Genomic DNA, 25,899 nt, shown 5'->3' with positions numbered 1-25,899 from the left:
CAAAGGAGCTTATTGATGAAAAAAACAGGGGCCTTAATAACGACTACTGTATTGATGGCAGGATTGCTAGCGGGCTGCGGCTCAAACGGTAAAGAATCTACTGCGGCAGAAGCGGTTCTCAAAGACGGCAAATACGTTCCTCCTATTACTATCAACATCGCCAAGCAACAAGATGAGAATGCCGGTAAATATATCAACGGGGAGAGCTTAAATGATAATGTGTTGACCCGCTGGGGTGTCGAGAATCTAGGGATTAACATCCAAACTACTCTTTTGGGCGGTGATGCCTCCCAATATAATACGAAACTTCGTTTAGCGCTCACTGGTTCCGAGAAGCTTCCGGATGTTTTGCCAGTGTATGATACCTCATTAGAAAATGATCTGATTCAATCTGGACTTGTAAAAGATATTGCGGAGGACATTAACAAATATATGCCTGAGCGTCTGAAAGAAATATATAAACAATATCCAACAACGTTCAACCCGGTTATCCAGGACGGCAAGGTTTATGGGATGGCGATCTCGCCCAATCTCACTGAAGGTGAGGTCATGCTTATCCGTCAAGATTGGTTAGATAAATTAAATTTAAAAGCGCCAACAAATATAGATGAATTTGAACAGGTAATCGCTGCTTTTACGAATGATGATCCGGACGGTAACGGAAAAAATGATACTTATGGATTTGATTTCTCGGGAAAAGATTCTTACAACACGGGCTGGGTAAGCGACTCTGTAATGATTTTTAGTGCTTATACAGGGAAGAGTCTTCCCGGCCAATGGTATAACGACAATGGAAAACTCACTTACGGTTCCGTCGCTGATGGGACAAAGGATGCGTTAGCTAAACTTCGCGATTGGTACTCCAAAGGGTATTTAAATAAGGAACTGGCTACACAGGGTGCATGGGATGCACTGGCGGATTTCACTGAAGGTAAAGCAGGGATTATTATTGGCCGTCCTTGGCTGTACGGCAGTGTTAAAGATGTGGAAACTAACGTAAAAGGGGCTAAAATCAAAGCTTACCCAACAATTAATGGTGTAAGTGGGGATCGAACCTACCAATCCGGTCAACAGAACGATGGTGTCTTTATGTTTAATAAAGACTTTAACAATATGGAAGCTTTCTTCTTGTATTATGACAAGCTTTACGATGCAGCATTTGGTACCGGAGATTTCAAATATGGTTATGCTCAGGGATATGATTATGACATCGTTGGCGATGAAGTGGTATTCGATTCCAAAAAATTCAATACGCCTTTGGATGCCGCTCAAGGTGTAGGTAAAATGGCTTTTACCAAAAATACACCTAGTGTTGATGGTCCAGGTAAATCTTTTTATGATCTTTCCAAAGGTGCAAAAGCAGAGAATGGGGTCTTGATCAGATCGGCATCAAATGATGAAACAGCCAAAGAGGGATATGTGATTTCTTATGAGAATAGAGAGTCACTGCTTCCAAATGCATTTAACGGTCCACCTACCAAGACCATGCAGACAACTTGGGAGCAACTGAATACGATGGAAAAGGAAACCTTCACCAAAATTATTTACAGCAAAGAGCCGCTAACTGCGTACGATGACTTCGTGAAGCAATGGCATGACAAAGGCGGTACGAAAATTTCCGAAGAAATCAACGAATGGTATAACAATGCTAGCAAGGTGGATGTGATGTCTCAGATGGGATTGAAATAAGTTCGCAAGAACAGCAGGTTCAGTTAAGGTCATCCTTGGCCGGACCTGCTTTTTTGTCTAAAAATCTGATCCTCTGGAGGTTAATCATGGACGAAAATGCGAGTACAGTCACCCTACTAAATAGCGCTCCACTTCTGGATATGAGCGGAAATCCTGTACATGCACATGGTGGACATATGCTCTATACGGATGGATATTATTACTGGTTTGGTGAGAACCGGATGGATCGGCGGAGAGTGAGCTGCTACCGATCTGTGGATCTAGTGAATTGGGAATGGCGCAATGATGTGCTCACACTCGATTCACCGGTACAGCCGATTTATCATCGCACCACATTAGAGCTTGAACCCTTGGACAGGGAGGGGCGCCCAACGGGTGCGGTAATTGAGCGCCCAAAAGTACTCTACAACAAACTTACAGGGAGATTTGTTATGTGGATGCATTGGGAAAATGGACGCGACTACTCTGATGCGCGCTGCGCGATCGCTGATTGCGGGACGGTAGATGGGGATTATGTTTACCGGGGCAGCTTTAATCCGATAGGTAACATGTCTCGGGACTGCACCTTGTTCCAGGATGACGATGGGACGGCATATTTTATCTCCGCGGCAAGGGAAAATGCTGATCTTATTATGTATCGTCTGTCACCTGATTACCTCAGCATAGAAGAACAGGTCAAGACCTTGTGGCCCGGACAAGCGCGTGAAGCACCTGCATTAATGAAACGTCAGGGTGTATACTTCCTCATCTCGTCCGCCTGTACGGGCTGGTTGCCTAACCAAGGAACCTATGCCTGGTCTGAGGAATTATTTGGTCGTTGGTCACCCTTGCTGCCTTTGGGCGACATCACTACATACGACAGCCAGCCTGCTTTTATAGTTCCTATTGTAGGAACAGACAATGACCAGTGCTCTTACTTGTATGTTGGGGATCGCTGGGACCCTGCGGATTATTATGCCTCTTCCTATGTATTTCTGCCGCTCAGCTTTCCTTCTGACCGGGAAATGAAGCTTGACTGGGCAGAGCGAACGGTGATTGACCTTAGGAAGGGAATCGTAGCTGTGGAATGCGGCTCTGGTAGTGGTCTGTTCAGATTGAAAAGCTTAGGAATGGGGCTTTATCTGGCGGCGGGAAATCAATCCATTGAACATGAGGAGACCCTGAACGTCGAAGTCCGGACGCTTTCGTATGAAGATCAGCAGCAGAGATGGACGGTTGAATACGGGGAGAAGGGTAGGGCGAGAATTCGAAACAGTGAAAAGGCCTTATCTATTGGCCCGTTGAATTCCTTGCTGCTGGAGCCTATTCGTGACAACGAAGATCAGTTTATATGGTTGCTTACAGAGACAGAAGCAGGTTCACTGACTATTGGGAGCAATGACGGAAGAGTTCTTACCGTAGCAGGAGAACAGCGTGGGGGCTGGGGTTGTGTGTTTCTTGAATCCACACGCTGCCATGATCCTCGTCTAGGTGCAGACCCGCAGCTTTTTCAACTGATTTCAGTAAGGTAAACAGTTTAGAGAAAAGAGGTATACCGATGAGTTTATCTGTCTCCTTCCCTATGGAATGGTTTAAAAGTGACCCCCATACACAACTTACTGCGACTTCCTCTGAGGCGTTTCAGTTCATCACTACACCAGAAGGTGGTGGATTTGAGCTTCAGCCAGGGCAGCTGGAATCCGCCGCTTGGTGCGATTATGGTTTCGTTAATGCAAAGGTTTACCATGAAAGCCATGACGTTCTGGTGCTGTTATTCAGTTTTTATGATCGGGATCATCGCGTCATTACTTATCATGTAGGAATTTTACCCGGTGTGCGCACGGAAATTTGTTTACCCTTGATTCATTTAAATGGTGAGAAGCTGTTCCTTCCCCGTTATCCGGGTGTGATGCAGACAGTACTGAGGGGAGATGCAGGCATCGATCGCAAGCATATCACCCGATTCTCTATCGCTACTCTCCCTTCAACAACAAGTAGAGCTGTGCAAATTAGTGACTTGGCTCTAAGTCTAACTGAGCCCGTCTTTGAGTATGAACAGCAACCATATATAGATGATCTGGGCCAATTAAAGGGAAGGGGTTGGCCAGGGAAAACGGTTGATGCAGAAGCGTTGACGGATCGGCTGCGCACAGAGCAGCAACTTGCGGCACAAGCTGATCACAATGGAGGTGACCTCAGCAGGTACGGAGGTTGGAAGGCGCTGAGATTCGCGGCAACTGGATATTTCCGCACGGAGTTTGACGGCAGCCGCTGGTGGTTCGTTGATCCAGAGGGTTATGCCCTGTTCAGTACGGGGATGGACTGTGTGGGTCCAGCTTGTTCTATGCATGTAACTGGCATGGAACACTTGATACCCTCATTGCCGGAGCGGGAAGGAATCTATCAAGAAGCTTGGTCACAGGATGGCGAGGAATTCAGCTTCGAGATTGCTAATCTGATCACTGCTTTTGGGGCGGAGTGGCGCTCTAACTGGGTGGCTATGACGGATTTTCGCTTACAACAATGGGGATTCAACACCATCGGTAACTGGTCTAATGATAGATTTATCAACGAATCCCAGCTTCCGTATGTTTATCCTCTAGTGGACTTTCCTATGACGGAGCAGACTATTTTCCGGGATTTCCCCGATGTGTTTAGCCCGGAGTATGAGCGGAATGCCGGGAGCTTTGCGGAGCAGCTTCTTCCATTAAGGGAAGACCAGAGAATGGTCGGTTATTTCATGCGTAATGAGCCGCATTGGGCATTCGTGGATGGGTTGAATTTGACCGGGCAGATGCTGAAATCTCCGGTCCGTTATGCCAGTAAGAAGGAATTCATTCGCTGGCTTGCAGAAAAGTACAAAACAGTGGAACGATTAAACATGGCGTGGGATAGCGTTTTTGAAGAATTCGAGGATTTATACGATGTATCGAATGTGAATGTAACCGGGGATAATCTCACTTCTGCCCGAGAAGTAGATTATAACCTGTTCAACCGGATCATGATCCGGCGGTATGTAGAAGTGCCAGCCCGTCTTTGCAAGCAGACGGATCCGAATCATCTGAATTTGGGAATGCGTTATGCCTGGGTTGGCAGTGATGAGGTGCTGGAGGGCTGCGAATGGTTTGATGTATTCTCTATGAACTGCTATCAGTTCAGTCCTGACAAGGACCAGATCGCCCAGATCAGCGGACGACTGAACAAACCAGTCATGATTGGGGAATATCATTTTGGTGCGGCTGAAGGCGGCATGTTGGCTTATGGGATCCGTGCGGTGGCAACCCAGAAGGAGCGCGGTGAGGCTTACCGTTATTATGTGGAGCAGGGGGCAGCCATCCCGCAGCTCATCGGAGTTCATTATTTTCAATGGAATGATCAGCCTGTGCTCGGACGTTATGACGGAGAAAACTATCAAATCGGTGTAGTGGATGTCTGCAACCGTCCATATGAACCTTTCGTGCAAGCAGCGAGAAAGGCCCATGACCAGATGTATCAGGTGCGGACGGGTATGACAGCGCCCTATAATATTGTGCCAATGGAGATTCCGAAAACGGGATTCTGATTGCAAATCTTTACAACAAAAAGGCCCCCAGCCAATGGGGGGCCTTTTTTGTCCTCTCCTCTGCAATGTAGCCTCTTTACAAGCCAAGGCCGGAGGAGGGGAGTGAACCATCACGGGAATAGCGCTTGCGGTATTCGCCCGGAGTTATTCCGGCACAACGTTTGAACATACGGATGAAGGAATTTACGTTCTGATAACCGACCTGAAGCGCGATATCCTGAATCCGCAGTTCCAGATTCATTAGCAGCTCTTTGGCCCGCTCAATCCGCAGATTGTTCAGATATTCACTGAAGTTGATGTTTGTTTTCTCTTTAAAAATGCTGGACAGGTAACCTGGAGTTAAATTTAACTTGTCTGCTACTAGGTTGAGGTTGATGTCCTCGCCGTAATGTTTGTCTAAGTAATCCAGCACAAAGCTGATAATGGGGTCGCGCGACTCCGAGCGGCTACTGATGACCACGAGCACAGGACGAACCAGATCACGCAGCCATTCCTTGTATTGATCCATTGAGTGGAAAGCGTTAAATGGCTCTAGTCGGGGTGGTAAGAGACGCTCCGCTTCCGCTTGGGACAGATTCAGCCTCGTCACCGTTTTGCTCGTCTGTTCCGCTGCTCCCAAGGCAAATGCCCGAAAATCCGCCGCCGCCGCGTCCTTGTGCTGCAGCTGCTCCAGCTGACGATCCAACCAAGCGAATACAGCCTCCTCATTGGCAGACTGCAGCAGATTGTGCAGCTCCTCTCCGTGTGTCACCTTTAAATGAAAGGATTTGGCGGATGAGGCTCTAGGTTCTACGATAATTTGTGTTTCCCCGTTCAATCTACGCTCATTTAACAACATCGATAGATTATTGTAGGCATCGGTAAATGAGGTTTCGCCTGAATATACCGGACTTACAGCAATAGTCAGATATAAGGATGTCTCCGAATCCAGCAGCTCCTTAAGGGTATCAAGAGCCTGCAGAAAACTGCTCTGCGGTCCGGGATTGAACAGGAGCAGCATGAGCTGATCATGTTCCGGCTGGAGTGCGACGCTTTCGCTTTCACCACCAGTGATCAAGTTTTGAACCAGCTTCCATAACATCAGTATGTGTTTTTCCAATTCGTCCGGCAAGGTTTTGAAGCTGACCTTGAACAGAATGGAGGCATAGGGCTGTTCGGATTGCCTTACATCTTCAAGCTCCGCGAGGCTTTTACTCAGCGGGATATTTTTCACTTTATGAGTATAGGCATATTGGCGCACCAGTGAGTTCTTATGATCAAGATCGGTCTGGATGAAGCGGTTATTCTCTAAAATGGAGCTCAGGCGTTCGCCGATAATGGCGAATTCCTTCACACTGCTCAATTTTTCAGGCCGGCTGCCTGCCTTACGGTCCAAGGCGGCAATCAGGCGCTGGAGCGGTTGGTTAAGCCGGTGGCTGAAGATTAGGGATGAGAGAACACTGATCAGTACTGCGGCAGAGAGTAATACAGCCAGCAATAGCTGCATCCCCCGCATTTCCGCAGCAATAGCCGCCACCTGGGTCACTCGGATATAGGTGAATCCAGTCTGTTTACCTTTTTCATAGAAGTAATATTGGTCTCCGACCCGCTCATGGGCATTGCCACTTTCCGGAAGCTGGCTTGTTTGCAGTTTACCCTCTGATGTAGAGAACAATAGATTCTTCTGCGCATCCAGGATATAGAACGGGGTATTGCCGGCATCACCGTAGGCGGCCTGCATCAGCTGCGGATTCAGCATGACAATGCCGTACACTTCCTCATAAGGAATCGCTTTGACCAGCACTGGCATTAACCTTCCGAGCGTACGGGTGGAATGTATGGTTTTCTCGGTAAAGGTTACGGCGGGCATGACTTTTAAAAATTGATTGTCCATCGTTTGCCGGCTCCAGTACTCCGGAGGGTATTCTGCACTGAAGTAGTATTTACCGAACATATCTGCGGCGCTGCTTAGGCCCTCCCTCTCCAGTACATAATTTTCCTTTTTAAAATAAAGAATGAAATTTTCGATATGCAGAAAAGGATTAGCATACAGCGTTGAGAGATCCGATATCACTTCTGCCGGGATATCATATCGTCGGTTCTCTTTGAGGTGGCTTAGAATGCCTAGATTGGCAGTCCATGAATCGGATTGGGTGAGGGCAAGAATCATGTTCTGGGTCAACCGGAAATGATTTTCGTAGCCTTCGACCGTTTGTGCGAGGCCTAGCTCATTTTGCCGGATCATCTCCTTATAGATTTTGCCGCTTAAATACAGATGGGAGAACAGATTAAATGATGCCAAAATCAAGATGACACTGAGGAAGCTTAGCATCAGCTTAACGAACAGGGCATTCAGCGCAAATTTGCCTGTAACGGATCCCTTCATATGTATCCCCCTTTGGATGCACCCGTAAATGAATTGGATTAATTCTATCATAGCGGCAAAAAGCTAACACCAACAATATGCAATTTTGCTGATTTGTACGCTATTCTATGGAAATCCGCAGTTAAGGCGAAATGTTATATAACATGTAGATAGCGCTTTCCAAAGAAATGCAGCTATAATTCGGAGACAAATCCCAGGAAAAAGGGGGAAGTAATCTGACATCTATATGATTTATGATCATTTTAACAAGAGGAGACATGCATATGGCTCAAGCTAGCGTAGTGCAGGACAAAATGCGAAAGAAAGTGCACCGGCGACCCCAACGACCTCAACGCCACAAAGCGGGAATCCTTCGAACTTGGAATAAAAACAAGGCGCTCTGGCTGCTGTTCCTGCCGTGCCTGTTGTATTATTTGATCTTCCGCTATGCACCGATGTTTGGATTAGTTATCACTTTCAAGGATTACAATCTTTTTAAAGGGATTTGGGCCAGTGATTGGGTGGGACTCAAATATTACAGGATGTTTATAGAGAATCCCGATTTTTGGCCGCTGATGAAAAACACTTTTCTGCTTGGTTTATATAAGCTGTTTTTTGGCTTCCCGGCACCCATTCTACTGGCGATTCTGCTTAATGAGGTGCGCAAGGCTGCTTTCAAACGAGTTGTGCAGACCGTCAGCTATCTTCCACATTTTATCTCAAATGTCATTGTAGCCAGTATGGTGATCATGTTTTTATCCCCAACCGGAGGGCTGATTAATAATCTGCTTGGTGCCATAGGGATTGGACCGATCAATTTCATGAATGAACCTGGATTGTTCCGCGGTATTTATGTCCTGTCGGAGATCTGGCAGCATATCGGCTGGGAGACTATTATCTACTTGGCCGCGTTGACCGCTATCGACCCGCAGCTGTATGAAGCTGCTGATATGGACGGAGCCAGCCGCATGCGTAAAATATGGCATGTCACCTTGCCCGGCATTTCACCCGCCATCGTGATCACCTTGATTCTTAATATCGGTAAAGTACTCGAGATTGGCTTCGAGAAGGTGTTCCTGATGCAGAATCCGGCGATCTACGACACAGCGGATATTATCAGTACTTATGTCTATAGGGTGGGTATGGTGCAGGGGAACTTCAGCTATGGCGCTTCTATTGATCTTTTTATGGGCGTGATTAGCTTGATCTTCATCTATACAGCAAATTACATCAGCCGCCGTGTAAGCGAGACAAGTTTATGGTAGAAAAGAGGTGTGGTGATGAGATCACCCCGTTTATCCTGGTTTAATGTCGTGAGCACTTTTATCCTTCTCGTGGTTGTGGTGGTCACGCTTTATCCGTTCCTGCATATGCTCGCTGTCTCTCTCAGTAGTGATGTGCATGTCATGAAGAATACCGTTTCTTTTTGGCCTAAGGGATTTAACCTGAATATGTATAAGCTTGTACTTGGAGATTCGCAAATCTGGGTGGCTTACAAAAATACACTCATTTACACCGTGCTTGGCACCCTTATCTCGCTGGTGGTCACCTCCACGGGTGCCTATGCACTCTCACGCAGTGATATGGCGCTGCGCAAGAGCTTCACCCTGTTGATTGTGGTGACGATGTTTTTCAGCGGAGGAATGATTCCCACGTTCCTCGTGGTTCGCTCCCTGGATATGGTCGATACCGTTTGGGGCATGGTGCTGCCGGGTGCGGTCAGCACTTGGAATCTGATTCTGATGCGGACCTTTTTCTCCGGCATTCCTAAAGAGCTGGAGGAGTCTGGCCGCATCGACGGACTGAATGATATCGGCATATTTATCCGTATTATTGTTCCGCTTTCCAAGGCTTCCTTCGCCACCATAGCGCTCTTTTACGCGGTTGGCATGTGGAATAACTTTATTTACCCGCTGCTCTACCTGCGCTCACCGGATTTGTTCCCGCTGCAAGTACTGCTGCGCAATCTGGTGCTGGCTGGCAGTGCTAGCTCAGGGGATGTTACTAGCATTGGAGGTGACAACATGGTGATAGAAGAATCGCTGAAGTACGCGACGATTATGGTCTCGACGCTTCCGATTCTGATTGTGTATCCATTTGTACAGAAGTATTTCGTTAAGGGGGCCATGATTGGCGCGGTTAAGGGATAGGCGGGTGGAACCGTCAAAAATTCAGCATAAGGGAGAGATCGTAATGAATAAATGGAAATCTGTACTGCTGCCACTGATGATTGCAGCAACCGTAGTAACTGGCTGCAGCGGAGGGGGCAATGACACCTCGCCGCAGAGTAATACTCAGGGCAGCAGTACCGCTTCACCTGCTGATTCGTCCAAAACGGAAAAAACCTTCACTGCGCTCTTAGACAACAATGCTACGTTCCCTTATTCGAAAAGCTGGCCTATTTGGAGCTGGTTGAAGGAGAAAACCGGTGTCACACTCGAGGTACAGACCCCTTCCGGAAAGCTTGAAGAGAGCTTGAACCTGGCGATTGCCTCGAAGGCAATGCCGGATCTGATGTATATGCCTAACCGCAAAGAATCGAATAAATTCGGGCAACAGGGTGCGTTGGTGGATTTGATGGAGTATATGGACAAAATGCCGAATCTGACCGCCTGGGTAAAGCAGTATCCACAGGAAGCGAAGGCTGCACTGTCTGCTGATGGCAAAATGTATATGTTCCCGAATCAGGGCTTTGGCGAGACGAACCGCATGATCTGGTTATACCGTAAAGACATTTTTGACAAAGAAGGAATCCAGGCACCAGCCACATATGAGGAGCTGCATACAACTCTAAAAACCTTGAAGGCGAAATATCCGGACAGCTATCCGCTTTCGATCCGCTACGGACAAATTCCGGATGAAATGAATGCCAATATGACTGTGAATTACGGGACGGGTGAAGGGGCTTATTATGATTTTGATAAAAAAGAGTGGCTTTTTGGACCCACGGAAGATAGTTACAAGGAAATGGTTGGTATGTGGAAAATATTTTATGACGAAGGGCTGATTCCGCCCGACTTTCTATCTCTGCAAACTAAGCAATGGCAGGACATGGTATCCACGGGCAAATCGTTTGTGACCATTGATTACATCAGCCGGATCGATTTTTTTAACAATGCGATGCAGCAGGAAAATCCGGAGTTCAACATGCAGTTTATGGCTCCTCCAGCGGGCATTGCCGGCGGCAAGCAACTGAACCCGTATTTTCATTATATGGAAGGTGGCCTAACCGTGGCTTCAACCTCGAAGAACATCGATGATGTGATGAGTTATATGGACTTTTTCTATTCCGAAGAGGGACGTACGCTCAGCAGCTGGGGCGTGGAGGGTGAGACATATGTGAAGGAAGGCGACACGATCAAGTTCAAACCAGAGTACAACGATGTGATCGAAATGCGGAAGCAGACAGGACTTCAGACTAGCGGAACGTACACCTGGATCGACTTTGGTGCACATCTGTCGTTGTTCTCAGACAATTTGAAGTATGCCTTTGAAGAAGCGACGAAATATGATCCGTCCATGATGCAGCCACGGCCTGCATTTACGGAGAAAGAGAATGAAATTATTGCGATAACCGGCCAGGCGATCCAAAAACACCGCGATGAAAGCTTTGCCAAGTTTGTTACCGGCTCCCGAAAGCTGGCCGACTGGGACAAATATGTGGAGGAGATGAACAATCTCGGCGTGGATAAGCTGCTGGCTACTTATAAGGAAGCTTACGACCGTGTTCAGAACATTCAGTTAAACGGGAATTAATCTGTCTGGTGCCAAGGACAATAGGTGCCCGGAAAGGATGAGCGGGATGAATGACATCATTAAGCCTTTAGAGACACACAGAGTGGAGCAGATGTCCGTTCAGGTTTATGAAGATCGTAACCTGATGGGCGCTGCGGCGGCATCGCAGGTTGCGCAGAAAATTAGAGCTTTGCTTCAAGATTCTGCGCGTCAGGTCCGAATTGTGTTTGCTGCCGCACCTTCGCAAAATGAACTGTACGAGGGGCTGGTGCGGGAGCAGGGGATGGATTGGTCCCGGGTCAATGCTTTTCATATGGATGAATACATTGGCCTTGCGGCTTCGGCTCCCCAGCGTTTCGGCCGTTTTTTGACAGATCGGCTATACAGTCGGGTTAACCCTGGCCGGGTAGAACTGCTGGATGGTCTCGCCGCTGATGTGGTGCAGGAATGCCAGAGATATTCGGCTTTGTTGAGCGAGGCGCCTATTGATATCGTTTGCCTCGGGATCGGGGAAAACGGGCATATCGCGTTTAATGATCCGCCAGTCGCTAATTTTACCGACCCGCAGCTGGTCAAAGCGGTCGAACTGGAGGAAGCCTGCCGCCGCCAGCAAGTGAATGACGGTTGTTTTACCTCGCTGGACGAGGTGCCAACCCATGCGCTGACGCTTACGGTACCAGCCTTGCTGGCTGGCCGTCACCTGTACGGAATTGTACCGGGAGTGTCCAAACGCAAGGCTTTACACGCGGCACTTCATGATTCGATCAGCACGGCATGTCCAGCTACTATTCTGCGTACCCATCCGGAGATCACGATGTTCACGGATCGGGCTGCCTTCGGCCTATGAACGCGCCAATTAAGGGAAAGCACTATAAAACTGGGCTGCCGGTTGAGGTAAGTGTCGAGCAGGGGCGAATCACTTCGGTCATCGAACTTGCGGAGAGTCCAGCCAGGGCCGATTGGCCCTGGCTGGCACCCGGGTTGGTGGATCTGCAAGTGAACGGGGGCTGGGGGCTGGATCTCAACACGCTGCCTTTACAGCCTGCCACGGTATTGGAACTGTCCCGACTTTTGCTAGGAAACGGGGTAACCAGCTATTGTCCAACTCTGATTACTAATGGCAAAGAAGCGCTGGCTCAAGCGGTCTCCGCCATTGCGGAAGCCGCTTCGCTGTATCCGGAAGATGCTGGGGGGATTGTAGGAATTCATTTGGAAGGCCCCTTTCTGTCACCAGAAGAGGGTCCGCGCGGCGCCCATCCAAGGGAACATATTGGTCCGCCGGATTGGGATATGTTATGCCGCTGGCAGGAAGTGGCTGAAGGGCTTATCCGTATCCTCACCGTCTCCCCGGAATGGCCAAACGCCGCTGCATTTATCGCCCGGTGCAGTGAATCAGGCATCCTTGTTTCTATAGGGCATACGGCAGCTTCCCCCGAGCAGATTAGGGAGGCGGTTGCCGCAGGAGCGGTGATGTCTACGCATCTCGGCAATGGCACACATCTGACGCTGCCCCGTCATCCCAACTATTTGTGGGAGCAGCTGGCGGCGGATGAACTATACGGCTGTATGATTGCAGATGGTCAACATTTACCACCCGCTCTGTTGAAAGTAATCCTACGGATGAAGCGCAGCCGCACCATCTTGGTCAGCGATGCTGTATCACTGAGCGGAATGCCGCCGGGAACTTATCACCTGCACATTGGTGGAGAGGTTGTATTAACAGCAGAAGGGCGGCTGCATCTGGCTGGCAATCAGCAGCTGCTTGCAGGTTCCGCAATGATGCTTCCAGATCAGGTGGCCTATCTTGCGGAGGCTGGATTAGCCCGGCTGGATGAAGCCTGGGATTGTGCTTCTGCTCATCCGGCCACACTGCTGGGGCTGGAACAGGCGGCAGGGCTTAGGGCTGGAGCGCCTGCCGATCTCGTGAGCTTCTGCTATGAAGACAGGACACTTACCGTGCTGGAATGCTGGAAAAAGGGTCATAGCAGGGCTTGCAGTAATTAATTACAGCAAAGATTAGGAGGAGAACGATGCAGAGCTTGATACCGCAACCGAAGCAGATCCAAGTGAAAGAGGGCGAAGCTTTTCAGTTCAGCGAAGATGTAAGCCTGAGCCTCTACATGGAGCGGCATGATCCGAGACTGGTGGTTCATTGCCGCCGCTCGTTTCCGGAGCTGGAATGTACACATGTTATCTCGGGAAAAGGATATTCACTTATTCTTCAGAGTCTCTCGCAGCCAGAAACGAAAGGAGCACAGCCAGATGAAGTGGATCTGAAATTGCTTAACGGCCGGGCGGAAGGGTACAGGCTGGAGGTGTCGGAGCGCCGGGTGGTAATCCGTGCACTGGATGCGCCGGGTCTGTTTTACGGGCTACAAACGTTACTACAACTGCGTAAGTCAGTAGGGGAAGTTCCTGCTGTGTCTATCACGGACTGGCCTGACACTACCTTGCGGGCGATGAACTTTGATCTTCGCCAGACATTTTCCAAGCCAGAGCTGCTGCTATCGTATTTGGCGGATTTTGCCCGGTATAAAACGAATGCGGTTCTGATTGAATACGAAGATAAATTCCCGTTCCAGAAGTACCCGGAATTCGTGCATCCTCAGCATTCGTTAAGCCTCACACAGCTAGAGGAGCTGAAACGCACAGCCCAAGAATATTTTATTGAGATCATTCCGCTGCAGCAGAGTTTCGGGCATCTGGAGTATGTACTCCGCCACGACGCTTGGCGGCACTTGCGCGAAACGGAGTTATCCCTCGGGGAGATCTGTCCATCGCATCCGGAATCCTTCGAGCTGATTACCGATCTGTTACAGGAGATGATGGATGCCCATCCGGATTCCCGCTACATCCACCTCGGCTGTGACGAGGTATACAGCTTATGTGAATGCGAACGCTGTAAAACGTTGTTCGGAGGGGTACGGGAGCGGGCGTTTATCGCTTTTTTGAACACTTTGATTGAATATACAGCCAGCCGTGGTAAAAAAGCGATTTTCTGGCATGACATGCTGGACAAATGCCCGCCGGAGGAACTGGCAAAGCTGGATAAGCGGAGTGCGGCGATGATCTGGATATACAACGGACGTAATATTGAAGCTGAGGTTTCTTCTCTTACGGATAAATTCAGGTCACTAGGCATCGAGGTTATGGGAGCCCCGGCGGTTCGCAGCTTTGACTGGGCTGAACATCAGAATTATCCGGTACTATTGAACCGGACGGATAATCTGCTCCAATGGGCGGAGACAGCGGATAAGCTGGACCTCGGGTGCATCGTCGCCACGAACTGGACAGGGCCGTTCAGCCTTGGTGTTCCTTATGGGATCTTTGAGACGACGTGGTATCCGATGCTGCTGCACGCCGATTTGGCCTGGAACCGCAAAGCGGACTCAGCAACATTTATCGATCGATTCATGGAGCAGTTCCATGGCATCGGTCCTAGAACAGGTCACGCACAGCTCGGGAATTATCAGCTGGAAGATTATTATGATGTTATCTGGAAGCTGTTGGACAAGGTGAAGGATCATAAGGATGAAGCAGAGCTGATTGCCATTATGCATGATTTTGAAGCGGCGACGGACCGTTCGCGGGCGATCCACAAATATGTCTACCGCTGGGAGCTCTATCCGGGAGACGAAGCGGAAAGGCACTCGCTGCTGAACAATTACATGCGAAATCGCCGCGGACGTGAGAACGTTTTGCCTCGCATGAAAGCGGCTTTGGAGCGTTACCAGCCATCCGATATGGCGGAGCATTTTGTGAAATCCCGCTTCTATCTTCACGATTATCTGGAGCGGACATTATACCGTGAGCTGGGGTTTGCTCAGGTAGAATAAGAGTTTTGAAAAGATCGTAGGGCTATCGTGTAAGCGGGTAGCAGTGCGGTCTTTTTTTAATTCATAGCTGGATGAAGCTACATATTACAACATATTCAGGAACTAAATCCCAGTTTGCAGCGTCTAACTTATAAAGTTCTAGCAAACTACATTGGAGGAGAATGAATATGAGAGCTACACCCATAAACCGGACTATAAGGAAGGTTACACTTACCGCATTATGTATTTTGCTTGTATTGCTGAGTGGCAGGGTAATGGCGGAGCCGTCTCCGGCACAAAAGACAACCGCGGTATTCACAGCGGAGATGCAGAGTGCCTTGGAAGGGGCACAGAATGTGCTGCTGACGATACAGCCATTCCCGGACGAAGCAGCCGTAGGTTTCTTCAAGAATGGGCGCAGTCTGCCCAAGGGATATCTGGAGCAGACTGCCGATAAGATTCTGGAACAGCGGGGCAAGTTCACCAAGGTGGCAGAGCTAACTCGAACAGCGCTGGCTTACAGTGCTGCGGGGGGCAACATCAACAACATCGCTGGTATTGATCTTTATCCATTCCTGATGAATCATGACGGAATTGATTCGGAAGGGGCAGCAGCGGTAGCAGCCGCCTATATTACCTCGAAGAATTCCATTTCAAATTCATTGGAGCGGACAAACCGTTACCCCGATTTGTTGTTTTATCAGCTGCTTGATATGCAGCTAGCGGACGGCAGCTGGCCGCTGGCCGGGCAGAAGCAAGGAGATCTGGTAGCTACTGCCTGGGTACTAACCGCACTTGCTTCGGAAGTGAGTTCAGAACAAACAGCGCAGCCGATCGAGAAGGCTTTGTTGTGGCTTAAGAGCAAGCAGCAGCTAGACGGAGGGTTCGATGGTAAAACTGCGACGACAGCGCAGGTGATTGTTGCTTTATCCTCGCAGGGAGTCGATGCAGCAGATTTCACCAAGGAAGGCGGAGCCTCGCTGCTGGACCATTTGCTGGCGCGGAAGCTCCCGGGTGGCGGCTTTACACAGACAGCAGGCGGAGGAAACGATAGTCCCGCAACTGTGCAAGCCTATCTTGCCCTGACTTCCTATAAGCTGCTGTCCAAGCAGGCTGGCATGCTGTATAGCGGACTGCATCATGCTGGACTTGACCGGGCAACAATTCAGGTCGAAGGACCCGGTGGCACCGTTGCCGGGGGGCATATTGTTGGCGGAGATGCTGTGAAGGCAGCGGCAGCTTTTTTACAGGCGAAGGGTCTGGCGTATAAGCTGAATGCGGATGCAGCTAAACCGGCCTTCACAGCTATCGAGGGGATTCAGAACGGGCGATACAATGGACGCGGAGAATGGAAGATTGCTGTATTCAGCGGGGGCAGTGCATGGATGTATCCTGAGAATAGCCCGTACAGACTGACGATAGGCAATGGGGATCAGTTGCTTGTTTACTACGCGGACGATACAGAACTGCTTGACCGGATGGAAGTGAAATGGAAAGATAAAAACGGCCAGGAAATGGGTGGATACGCAAGCGCCAATATGCCGTTTTCCCTCCATATCACCAAGTCAAACGGTCAGCTGGGCGGTCTTCCGGCTTTCGGCGCTACTGTGACACTTCAAGGAAAAAGCGTAGTGGCTGACAGCACGGGAAAGGTGTCATTTGCCGGCATGAAGCCCGGTGTCTATCCTGTGCAAGTCACCAAATACCGTAAAGATGCCGCTCCAGCACTTTCCAAACGGACGTTTGCGCTGCATGTCTCTTCCCCGGAATTGGCCAGCTTTACGGATGCCAATAAAGTCGCAGCTTGGGCACGTTTGGATATCGCAACAGCGCTCAGCAGCGGATATATTCAGGGCGTGAGTGCCAGCGGAAATGTGCTGGCTCCTAAGCAGAAGCTGACCCGGGCTGAATTTCTGACCCTGCTGCTGCGGCTATTGCATGAGTTCCCCGATGCCAAGGCCACTTCTAGCTTTAAGGATGTTCCGGCGGACAAATGGTACAGCCGTACCATCGCCAAGGCTGAGGAGCTGGGCATTATCAGCTCTCCAACCGGTAAGTTCGAGCCGGACCGCGGTATTACGCGGGAAGAAGCGGCGGTTATGGTAACCAAAGCCGCCCGGTTGTCTACGTACGGCAGCCCGGACCGTGTGAAGTTTGCCGATACTTCCAGTTTGTCAGAGGCGAGCCGCCAGGCGATTCAGGCCGTGAATGAACATGAAGTAATGACCGGCAGCGGGGGCCGCTTCGATCCAAAGCAGATTCTGGTGCGTGAGCAGGCAGCGGCAATTTTAGTCAGACTGCAGAAATTAATCCCGGAAGCCTTCTATTAATGGAATAAACGTCCAGGGATATGATAAGCTTCAGATAGAGTTATCACATCCAGTGCAGAGGAGGCAAATCTATGAGCCGCTTGATCACAGGCAATATATATTATGGATTTCAGGTCGTTAATGAGGAATTTATCCGGGAGATCGATTCCGCCGTATTCACGATGGAACATCTGAAGAGCGGCGCCAGGCTGCTTTTCGTGCAGAATCAGGATGACAACAAGGTATTCAGCGTGAGCTTCAGGACCCCGCCTGAAGATAGTACAGGGGTCTTTCATATTTTGGAGCATTCTGTATTATGTGGTTCGGAGAAATATCCGGTGAAGGAACCTTTTGTAGAATTGCTAAAGGGTTCGATGCAGACATTCCTGAACGCATTTACGTTTGGGGATAAGACGATGTATCCGGTGGCGAGCCGGAATGAGCAGGATTTCTCCAATCTGATGGAGGTCTACCTGGATAGTGTTTTTCAGCCGAATATTTATAAGCAAAAGGAGATTTTTGAGCAAGAGGGCTGGCATTACGAGCTTCAGCAAACAGAAGCTGAGCTGATCTATAAAGGCGTGGTTTACAACGAGATGAAGGGTTCCTATTCCTCGCCGTTTACGGTACTGATGGACAGGATCAAAAAGTCGTTGTATCCAGACACGATTTACCGTCATTCTTCAGGTGGAGATCCGCAGGAGATTCCTGCGCTTACGTATGAGCAATTCCTTGAGGCGCACAGCAATTATTATCATCCGTCCAACAGTTATTTTTATCTGTACGGAGACGTCTCTATTGAAGAGAAGCTGCAATTTATAGACCAGGAATACCTTAGCCGTTATGAAAAAAACAGCTTTGATACCTCCATTCCCCTACAACAGCCTACCGGAATGACGGAGCTGGTAGCGGATTATCCGATTCTGGAAGCAGAAACGGCCGACGACAAAACTTATTTGAGTCTGAACTATGTAATTGGAACCTCTACGGATCGGGAACTGAATCTGGCTTTTGATATTTTGAAAAGCATGCTGATGGACAGCAATGCAGCTCCGCTTAAGCAAGCCCTGCTGGAAAGCGGTCTGGGTAAAGATGCCTTTGCTTTTTATTCCGACAGTATGGTTCAGCCGCTGCTTGGCATTACCCTGACACATTCGAACGCCTCCGCCAAAGATGCCTTCGTGGAGCTGGTGAAGACCACATTAAGCAGCTTGGTTAAGAACGGGCTGGATGAGAAGCTGGTGCTGGCGGCGGTCAACAGCAAGGAATTTGAGCTGCGGGAAGCGGACTTTAGCCGATATCCAAAGGGACTTACTTACAATATCGAAGTGATGAAGTCCTGGCTCTATGACGGTCAGCCGTCTACTCATATGCTTTATGAAGAGGTATTCACTACCATTCGGGAAAAGATAACGGATCGTTATTTTGAGAAGCTGATTGAGGTCTATTTACTGAACAGTGATCATTGCAGTCTGGTGGTGCTGAACCCGTCCAAGACGATTGCAGCTGACAAGGAAGCGAGCACCCAGCGTCATTTAAGTGAATACAAATCATCACAGCAACCAGACCAGCTGGAGCAGCTTGTGCAGAGTACACAGCATCTTCTGGCGCGGCAAGGTCGTGCAGATGCAGCCGAGGATTTGCAGAAGCTGCCGAGTTTATCTCTACAGGACATTAACCGCAGTGCTGAACCTCAGGTGCCATCCCATGAATATAACCTTGAGGGTCTAAAGCTGATCCACCATGACGTATCTACTCAAAAGATTGCGTACTGCAAGTTTTATTGGGATACGAGTGTTGTGGCTCCTGAGCAAATTCCTTATCTTGTACTGCTGGCAGAGGTATTGGGCCAAATGGAGACAGCTTCTTACAGCATTGAAGAGCTCACTAGTGAAATTGGGATCAAAACCGGAGGCATTCATTTCAAAAATGAGATCTTTGGCGCTGCAAAAGATACTGGGACCAGTTATCAGCCTAAATTCACTGCGCAGGTTAAGGTGATGGCGGGGCATATTGGCGAATCGCTGGATCTGCTGCGTGAGATGCTCTATACCAGCGCGCTCGATAACCTGACGAAGCTACAGGAAATCGTCCGGCGGGAAGCCTCACAGATGGAATCAGTCCTGAATCAAAAAGGTAATGAAATCGCGGCCAGCCGCCTGATGTCTTATTTTTCGGACATGGGAGCGTATCAGGAACAACAGGGTGGCGTGGCCTATTACCGCTTTATCCGTGAGCTTGCCGAGAAGATCGATCAGCAGGGAGCTGAGGTGGCAGACACGCTGAAGGATATCTGTACGGTTTTATTCAATAAACAGAATTTAATCATCAGCGTGACGGGTACCCCTGATTTGTATGAAGAATTCGCCGCTAATGTAGCGAAGCTGGATATTCAGGATCGGCCAGTGGTGAATAAACCTAAGATTACGGCGCAGGGGCATGCGGATAATGAAGGTTTTATGTCTTCCAGCCAGGTGCAATATGTGGTTAAAGGCTACGACTTCAACAAGCTAGGATTTACGTATTCCGGCAAAATGCAGGTGCTCAAAAAAATCATGAGCCTCACCTATCTGTGGAATGCCGTGCGCGTGAAGGGCGGAGCTTATGGCGGCAGCCTGATGCTGCGCAGAGATGGGATATTGATGTTCACTTCCTACCGTGATCCCAATTTGCAGGAGACGCTGGAGGTTTATGATCAGGCGTACCGATTCACCGAAGGATATGAAGCGGATGCCGACGAGATGACCAAAGCAATTATCGGCACCCTGTCCATGTTGGACCAGCCGCTGAGCCCAAGCGCTCAGGGACGGCGGGCGGACCGGCATTATTTTGAACAGGTAACCGGGGCCGAGCTGCAGCAGGAACGGGATGAAATCTTGTCGACCACACCGGAAGACATCAGACAGTATGCCGATTTGCTTAAGGCTGTGACGGAACAAAATTATTTCACAGTTGTCGGCAATGAATCCAAGCTGAAATCAACAAAAGTCTTATTTGGAAATCTAGAAGAACTTGTGATGTAATTCTCTCTATAAACTCCTCTTCAGTACCTGTCTACTCGACAAGTGCTGGAGAGGAGTTTTTGTATTTAGTTAGAACCTTGACAGTTAGAGTTCTATCTATTATGATAATGATGTTACTTAGAGTTCTAACTAATCCGCAAGAGGAGGAAATAACAATGAACAAACCCGTGGTAGACACACCATTTTCTAATTTAATACGAGAGATTGGGATAAAAATAAAAGGTACAGCTGACACCAGGTTAAATGAGTTAGGTCTGAACTCACAACAAGGCCGCATGATCGGCTATATTTTTGAGAATCAAGCAGAAGGTGTTATTCAGAAGGATTTAGCGGAGGTCTTTAACAGGAAGGGGGCGAGTATTACCAGTATGCTTCAGGGGTTGGAGAAGAAAGGGTATATCCAGCGTGTCACTCCTGAAAATGATGAACGTCAAAAGAGTATTTTTGTATTGGAAAAAGGTGCTCTTTTAGTGGAAGAGTTCAATGAGATTTTCTCTGAGGTAGAAGCAAGCATTACTAAGGCGCTTAGTCCGGAAGAAACTGCAACCCTAAAGTCTTTACTTCAAAAAGTTAGTTCAAGTTTATAAACGTTCGGAGGTTCACTTATGACAAATGAGTTGTCAAATCAATATTATTTAGAGTCGGCGCCCATGAAAAAAGCGATCGCTCATTTATCGATTCCCATGATGATTGGGATGTCTGTGGGTACTATTTATAATGTAATCAATGCTTACTTCATCGGCTTATTACACAATACCAGTATGCTGACCGCAATCACGCTGGGCCTGCCTATTTTTACCGTTTTAATGGCTTTTGGAAATGTGCTGGGGGTAGGCGGAGGAACATTTATAACTCGCTTGGCGGGGCAAAAAGAGACGGAAAAAGGGAAAAAGGTTGCCGGATATACTTTTTACGGGAGTATTGTAGTGGGGCTTCTTATCGCGCTCATCGCTTGGTTAGCTATTAATCCGATCACGCGAATGCTTGGTGCAGATGCTGCTACCTTAGACTTTACGAAGTCTTATGTGCTCACTCTTTTTGCAGGCGGATTTGCTGTTGTGCTTAATTTTGCTTTGGAACAACTGGTCCGTTCGGAAGGTGCCTCGAAGGAATCGATGTATGGTATTTTTATCAGTACGGCTTTAAGTTTGATTTTTGATCCTTTATTTATTCTCGTGCTGAATTGGCATGTTACCGGAGCTGCTTTGGCTATGGTTTTAGCAAATTTGGGCTCTGCCATTTATTATATTTACTTTTTGGAAACGAAAAGTGAGCATTTAAGAGGATTTTTGAAGCATTTCAAGATATCTGTACGAGATCAGCTTGAGGTTTATAAAATAGGTACAGCCGAGCTATTGCAAGCCAGTTTTTTAATTGTCAGCACGCTTTTGTTAAATAACTATTCCATTCAATATGGGGAGAGTGTGGTCGCCGGATTTGGTGTGGCTTTAAGAATTGTGCAGATTCCAGAATTTCTATCGATGGGTTTATTTTTGGGATTGATTCCGCTATTTGCTTTTAACTTTGCTAGTAAAAATACGGAGAGACTTAAATCCAGCATCAAATACGCTTTTGCATATATAGGCAGCATTGCAGTTGTTTTTGTAAGTCTAGTATATGTGTTTAGAGGAACGATTCTTCATTGGTTCTCAGGCGATCCTTCTGTGTTAAGCATGGGAACTTATATTTTGGCAGCGATGCTGATCTCCGCTTTATTTAATGGATTTACCGGATTATTTATGAGCATTTTTCAAGCAACAGGGCAAGGCACACCCACTACTATTATGGCGATAAGCCAAGGTGTATTATTTATACCGATGATTATCGTATTGCATTCTATTTTTGGCCTGCATGGTGTGATTTGGTCGATGACTGTGACTGAGGTAATAACGAGTGTGATGGGTGTGGTTTTGTTTATGATTTTTCGGAAAAAGCTGAATAGTGCGGGCGTTGATGGAAAAGGGGCTGTAGAGGTTACGCCGGTATAACGCGATTGTTTTATGTAAAACTCAATATGGATTTTGTTTACTGCGGGAGCTTGGCTCGCGCTTTTTTTGCGTTGTGCAAAAGGAATATAAAACTGCTGGATCGGTAAAATTCGTTCCAAAATGAACAATTCTAGTTCTTATGAAGACTGCTTACTTTTTCTACAATTATGGATAAGTAAAGGAGGAGAACTATGATACGCAAAAAAAGGTTTCATCTTAACATGGACACACGCGAAGCGATGGCGGGATATCTATTCGTTGCTCCGCTTATGCTTGGGCTGATCATCTTGACGTTGATCCCGGTGCTGGGCTCACTGCTGTTAAGCTTCACGGACTGGAACTTTGTGGCTGGGTTAGGGGGGATTAAGTTCGCGGGCGTAGATAATTTCATCAGGCTGTTTCATGATGATGCTTTTATGAAAAGCTTGCTGAACAATTTGCTCTTTATTATCACAGTACCGGTTACGATCATCGTTGCCCTGCTGCTGGCTATCCTGATTGATAAACAGGTTTTTCTGAAGGATTTGTTTAAAGTGATTTATTTCCTTCCGTACATTTCCAGTGTAGTTGCCATCGCTATGGTTTGGCAGGTTATGTTTCACCCTTCACTGGGACCCGTCAATCAATTCCTGATGTCACTGGGGTGGAACAACCCACCCAAATGGTTAGCGGATATCCATTATGCTCTGCCGTCGCTGATGTTGATTCAAGTCTGGATTCAGCTCGGTTACAACATTATTATTTTTATTGCAGGTTTACAGAGTATTCCAAAGGATCTTTATGAAGCGGCTGATATTGATGGTGCCAACGTCTGGCGCAAATTCCGCAACATCACGGTTCCCTGCATTTCGCCAACTACCTTTTTCCTGCTGGTAACAGGGGTTATCGGCTCATTTAAAATCTTTGATCTGATACAAGTATTGACCCAGGGTGGACCGGCTAACTCCACGACCGTTATCGTCTACGAGTTATATGATACAGCCTTCAATCAGCTGAAGACAGGTTACGCCTCTAGCATGGCACTCGTTCTGTTCCTTATTTGCCTGATCATTACAGCCTTGCAGATGTTGGCGCAAAAAAAATGGGTCAACTATTAAAGGCGGAAAGGAGAAATTACAGTGAAAAAAGAGCTTCTATCCAGAACCTTCTGGACCATCGCCATGGGACTGCTAGGTATCGCATTTCTTTTACCGTTCCTATGGATGTTATCCACTTCCTTTAAGCTGGAGAAAGATGTGTTTAACTTTCCAATTCAATGGTTGCCACAGCAGTGGAACCTCATTGAAAATTATAAACAGGTATGGTCGGGTGACTTCGCTCGCTATTATGGAAATTCCATTTATATTACGCTGGCTACGACTATAATTAATGTGCTGATATGCGCACTTGCTGCTTATGGGTTCTCCAAGCTACGTTTTCCGGGCAGGGATGCGATGTTTATAGTTGTATTGGCACTTTATATGGTTCCTCCGCAGGCTTCGTTGGTTCCACAGTTTCTACTGTTTAACTGGCTGAATTTAATTGACACACATTTGGGATTGATCCTGATTAACAGCTTTAGTATTATTGGAGCGTTTATGCTCAAGCAATTTTTTATGGGGGTAAACAACGAGTATCTTGAATCGGCGCGGATGGATGGAGCAGGGCATTTTCGCTCTTTTCTACAGATTGCCTTTCCGCTGATCCGTCCCGCTGTAGCTACTTATGCTATTTTGCGCTTTATTTGGACCTGGAACGACTATCAATATCCACTCATTTTTTTGAAATCCAAGGAGCTGTTTACGATTCAGCTGGGGATCCGGTTGTTCGGGGACCAATACGGGGATGTCTATTCACTCATGATGGCTGGTGCGGTATCTGCAATCCTGCCGTTGCTCATCATTTTTGCACTCGGACAGAAGCAGGTTATTGAGGGGATTGCCCTTGGAGGTGTGAAAGGATAATAAAAGTCAAAATAGTTTCTCTTCGGTAGAATATGAGAACTTTCCTCGTCAATCCTGCATGTTAGGATGTTCTTGTAAGCAGTTACATAGTCACTGGTTATTAAGCGAGTAATGCCCAACACATTTATAGGAGGGTCTATATGAAAAAGAAATTATTATCTGCATTCATCATCACATCGATGGCGTTATCATTGGCCGCTTGCGGCGGAAATGCGAAAACCAATAATGCAGGAGCGACTAATGCACCCGATGCTGGTGGAAATTCAAAGCCTGCAGCAGAGAAGGTTACCCTGAAGCTGAGCACCTGGCAGACAGAAGCCAAAGCGAAATGGAGCACGATTATCGCGGAGTTTGAGAAGACGCATCCCGATATTCATGTGGAAGTAGATTTGCTGAATGAAAAAGGTGATTCGGTTGCCTCTATGCAGAAGCTGGATTTGATGGCGGCTGCGAGCGATCCGCTGGATATTGTCGAACTGCCTTATACCAACTATTCACAGCGTGCAGATATCGGTTTGTTGGAACCGATGGATGACTATATTCAGAAGGAAGGTTATAAGCTCGCAGATGAATATCTGGTGGACACTACGGTCAATGGCAAAATCTATGCATTACCGTCTTCCATGCAGCGCTGGTTCGTGCTCCTTAACAAAGAAATGTTAGATGAGGCGGGCCTTCCGGTTCCGACCGACTGGACATGGGCGGATTTCGAAGAGTATGCCAAGAAATTGACCAAGGGTGAGGGCGCAACGAAACGTTTTGGCGCATATCTGCATAATTGGCCGGATTATTTCCAGCTCCAGCTGATGAGCAAGTCTACGGATAATACTTTTCTAAAAGCTGATGGAACCTCCAATGCACTTGACCCGCAATTTAAGGCTAATCTGCAGATGATGAAGAAAATGATGTACGAAGATAAGAGTGCCACTCCTTATGAGGATATTATTTCGCAAAAACTAGCCTACCGGAATCAGTATTTTAACGGTTTAGCAGCGATGCTTCCGATGGGCGACTGGATGGTTGCGGAATCGGGTGGAACGGATGCCATTCCGGCAACCTTTGTTACCGCGTTTGCGCCGATCCCCCGTCTTGACAGTGAGAGCAAACACTACTCACCCGTACAGCCGACCTACATGGGAATAGCCGCTAAATCCAAGCATAAGGAGGCTGCCTATACCTTTGTGCGCTGGTATACCTCAGAAGGACTGGAAATCGGTGGACGCGTTTTCTCTGGTTGGGCCAAATCGGATACGAACAAATTAGTGGATACAATTGTGAGTGGTTCTAAGGATTCCTCTAAGATTGATGTGGATTCTCTGAAATATACGATGGAGAACTCGACACCTGGTGCAACGCAGGTTCCGGCTAAATATGCGGATGAAGCTAAGAACAACGTTATTCCAGAAGCGGAGATGTATCTCCTAGGCCAACAGGATCTGGATGTCACAGTTGCCAATATCGATAAAAAAATAACGGAAGTTGTTCAGAACAATAGCGGAAAGTAAGCGGAGG

General features: G+C 47.9%; 17 protein-coding genes. 16 read left to right on the top strand and 1 reads right to left on the bottom strand.

Annotated elements, in window-relative coordinates; all coding sequences use genetic code 11:
* The first annotated feature begins 15 nt into the window (after positions 1-15).
* The 3 genes from NST58_RS23895 to NST58_RS23885 all read left to right on the top strand — a co-directional run bounded on the left by NST58_RS23895 (position 16) and on the right by NST58_RS23885 (position 5,230).
* Positions 16-1,689 (top strand): hypothetical protein, encoded by a 1,674-nt coding sequence (locus tag NST58_RS23895; protein WP_339244414.1) that lies wholly within the window; start codon positions 16-18, stop codon positions 1,687-1,689.
* An 86-nt stretch (positions 1,690-1,775) separates the two neighbouring features.
* Positions 1,776-3,200, top strand: coding sequence for a family 43 glycosylhydrolase (locus NST58_RS23890; protein ID WP_339244412.1), 1,425 nt, complete (start codon positions 1,776-1,778; stop codon positions 3,198-3,200).
* Between the two features lie 26 nt (positions 3,201-3,226).
* Positions 3,227-5,230, top strand: a complete 2,004-nt coding sequence (locus NST58_RS23885) for a beta-galactosidase (protein ID WP_339244410.1) — start codon at positions 3,227-3,229, stop codon at positions 5,228-5,230.
* 76 nt (positions 5,231-5,306) lie between these two features.
* Here the strand turns inward: NST58_RS23885 and NST58_RS23880 are convergent, their stop codons facing one another.
* Positions 5,307-7,595, bottom strand: a complete 2,289-nt coding sequence (locus NST58_RS23880; protein ID WP_339244408.1) for an AraC family transcriptional regulator — start codon at positions 7,593-7,595, stop codon at positions 5,307-5,309.
* 293 nt (positions 7,596-7,888) lie between these two features.
* On the opposite strand from NST58_RS23880, the gene NST58_RS23875 reads away from it, so the two are divergent.
* The 13 genes from NST58_RS23875 (at position 7,889) to NST58_RS23815 (ending at position 25,892) form a co-directional block, all read left to right on the top strand.
* A complete protein-coding gene (locus NST58_RS23875) occupies positions 7,889-8,839 on the top strand; it encodes an ABC transporter permease subunit (protein WP_051491278.1) in 951 nt (316 codons plus the stop codon).
* Positions 8,840-8,854: 15 nt separating this feature from the next.
* On the top strand, positions 8,855-9,724 hold the full coding sequence (locus NST58_RS23870; RefSeq protein ID WP_076147925.1) for a carbohydrate ABC transporter permease: 870 nt from the start codon (positions 8,855-8,857) through the stop codon (positions 9,722-9,724).
* Between the two features lie 43 nt (positions 9,725-9,767).
* A complete protein-coding gene (locus tag NST58_RS23865) occupies positions 9,768-11,330 on the top strand; it encodes an extracellular solute-binding protein (protein WP_339244407.1) in 1,563 nt (520 codons plus the stop codon).
* A gap of 37 nt (positions 11,331-11,367) precedes the next feature.
* A complete protein-coding gene (locus NST58_RS23860) occupies positions 11,368-12,156 on the top strand; it encodes a glucosamine-6-phosphate deaminase (RefSeq protein WP_339244405.1) in 789 nt (262 codons plus the stop codon).
* A complete protein-coding gene (locus NST58_RS23855) occupies positions 12,153-13,313 on the top strand; it encodes an amidohydrolase family protein (protein WP_339244403.1) in 1,161 nt (386 codons plus the stop codon). The genes NST58_RS23860 and NST58_RS23855 overlap by 4 nt, the downstream gene beginning before the upstream one ends.
* Before the next feature lie 26 nt (positions 13,314-13,339).
* Positions 13,340-15,145 (top strand): DUF4838 domain-containing protein, encoded by a 1,806-nt coding sequence (locus tag NST58_RS23850; protein WP_280753415.1) that lies wholly within the window; start codon positions 13,340-13,342, stop codon positions 15,143-15,145.
* Between the two features lie 167 nt (positions 15,146-15,312).
* On the top strand, positions 15,313-17,454 hold the full coding sequence (locus NST58_RS23845) for an S-layer homology domain-containing protein (protein WP_076279227.1): 2,142 nt from the start codon (positions 15,313-15,315) through the stop codon (positions 17,452-17,454).
* A gap of 71 nt (positions 17,455-17,525) precedes the next feature.
* Entirely contained in the window at positions 17,526-20,456 is a 2,931-nt protein-coding gene (locus NST58_RS23840) for an insulinase family protein (protein ID WP_339244401.1), read from the top strand.
* Between the two features lie 155 nt (positions 20,457-20,611).
* Positions 20,612-21,043 (top strand): MarR family transcriptional regulator, encoded by a 432-nt coding sequence (locus tag NST58_RS23835; RefSeq protein WP_036683144.1) that lies wholly within the window; start codon positions 20,612-20,614, stop codon positions 21,041-21,043.
* A gap of 18 nt (positions 21,044-21,061) precedes the next feature.
* Entirely contained in the window at positions 21,062-22,444 is a 1,383-nt protein-coding gene (locus NST58_RS23830) for an MATE family efflux transporter (protein ID WP_339244399.1), read from the top strand.
* Between the two features lie 191 nt (positions 22,445-22,635).
* Entirely contained in the window at positions 22,636-23,541 is a 906-nt protein-coding gene (locus NST58_RS23825; RefSeq protein ID WP_036683142.1) for a sugar ABC transporter permease, read from the top strand.
* A gap of 63 nt (positions 23,542-23,604) precedes the next feature.
* Entirely contained in the window at positions 23,605-24,387 is a 783-nt protein-coding gene (locus tag NST58_RS23820; protein ID WP_052097522.1) for a carbohydrate ABC transporter permease, read from the top strand.
* A 140-nt stretch (positions 24,388-24,527) separates the two neighbouring features.
* Positions 24,528-25,892, top strand: a complete 1,365-nt coding sequence (locus NST58_RS23815; RefSeq protein ID WP_076130274.1) for an extracellular solute-binding protein — start codon at positions 24,528-24,530, stop codon at positions 25,890-25,892.
* Positions 25,893-25,899 lie beyond the last annotated feature (7 nt).

The sequence above is a fragment of the Paenibacillus sp. FSL R10-2796 genome (genome assembly GCF_037965315.1).
Taxonomy (GTDB): Bacteria; Bacillota; Bacilli; order Paenibacillales; family Paenibacillaceae; genus Paenibacillus_AQ; species Paenibacillus_AQ odorifer.
The sequence above is the reverse complement of the archived record's forward strand: the minus strand, read 5'-3'. Positions and strand labels throughout refer to the sequence as shown.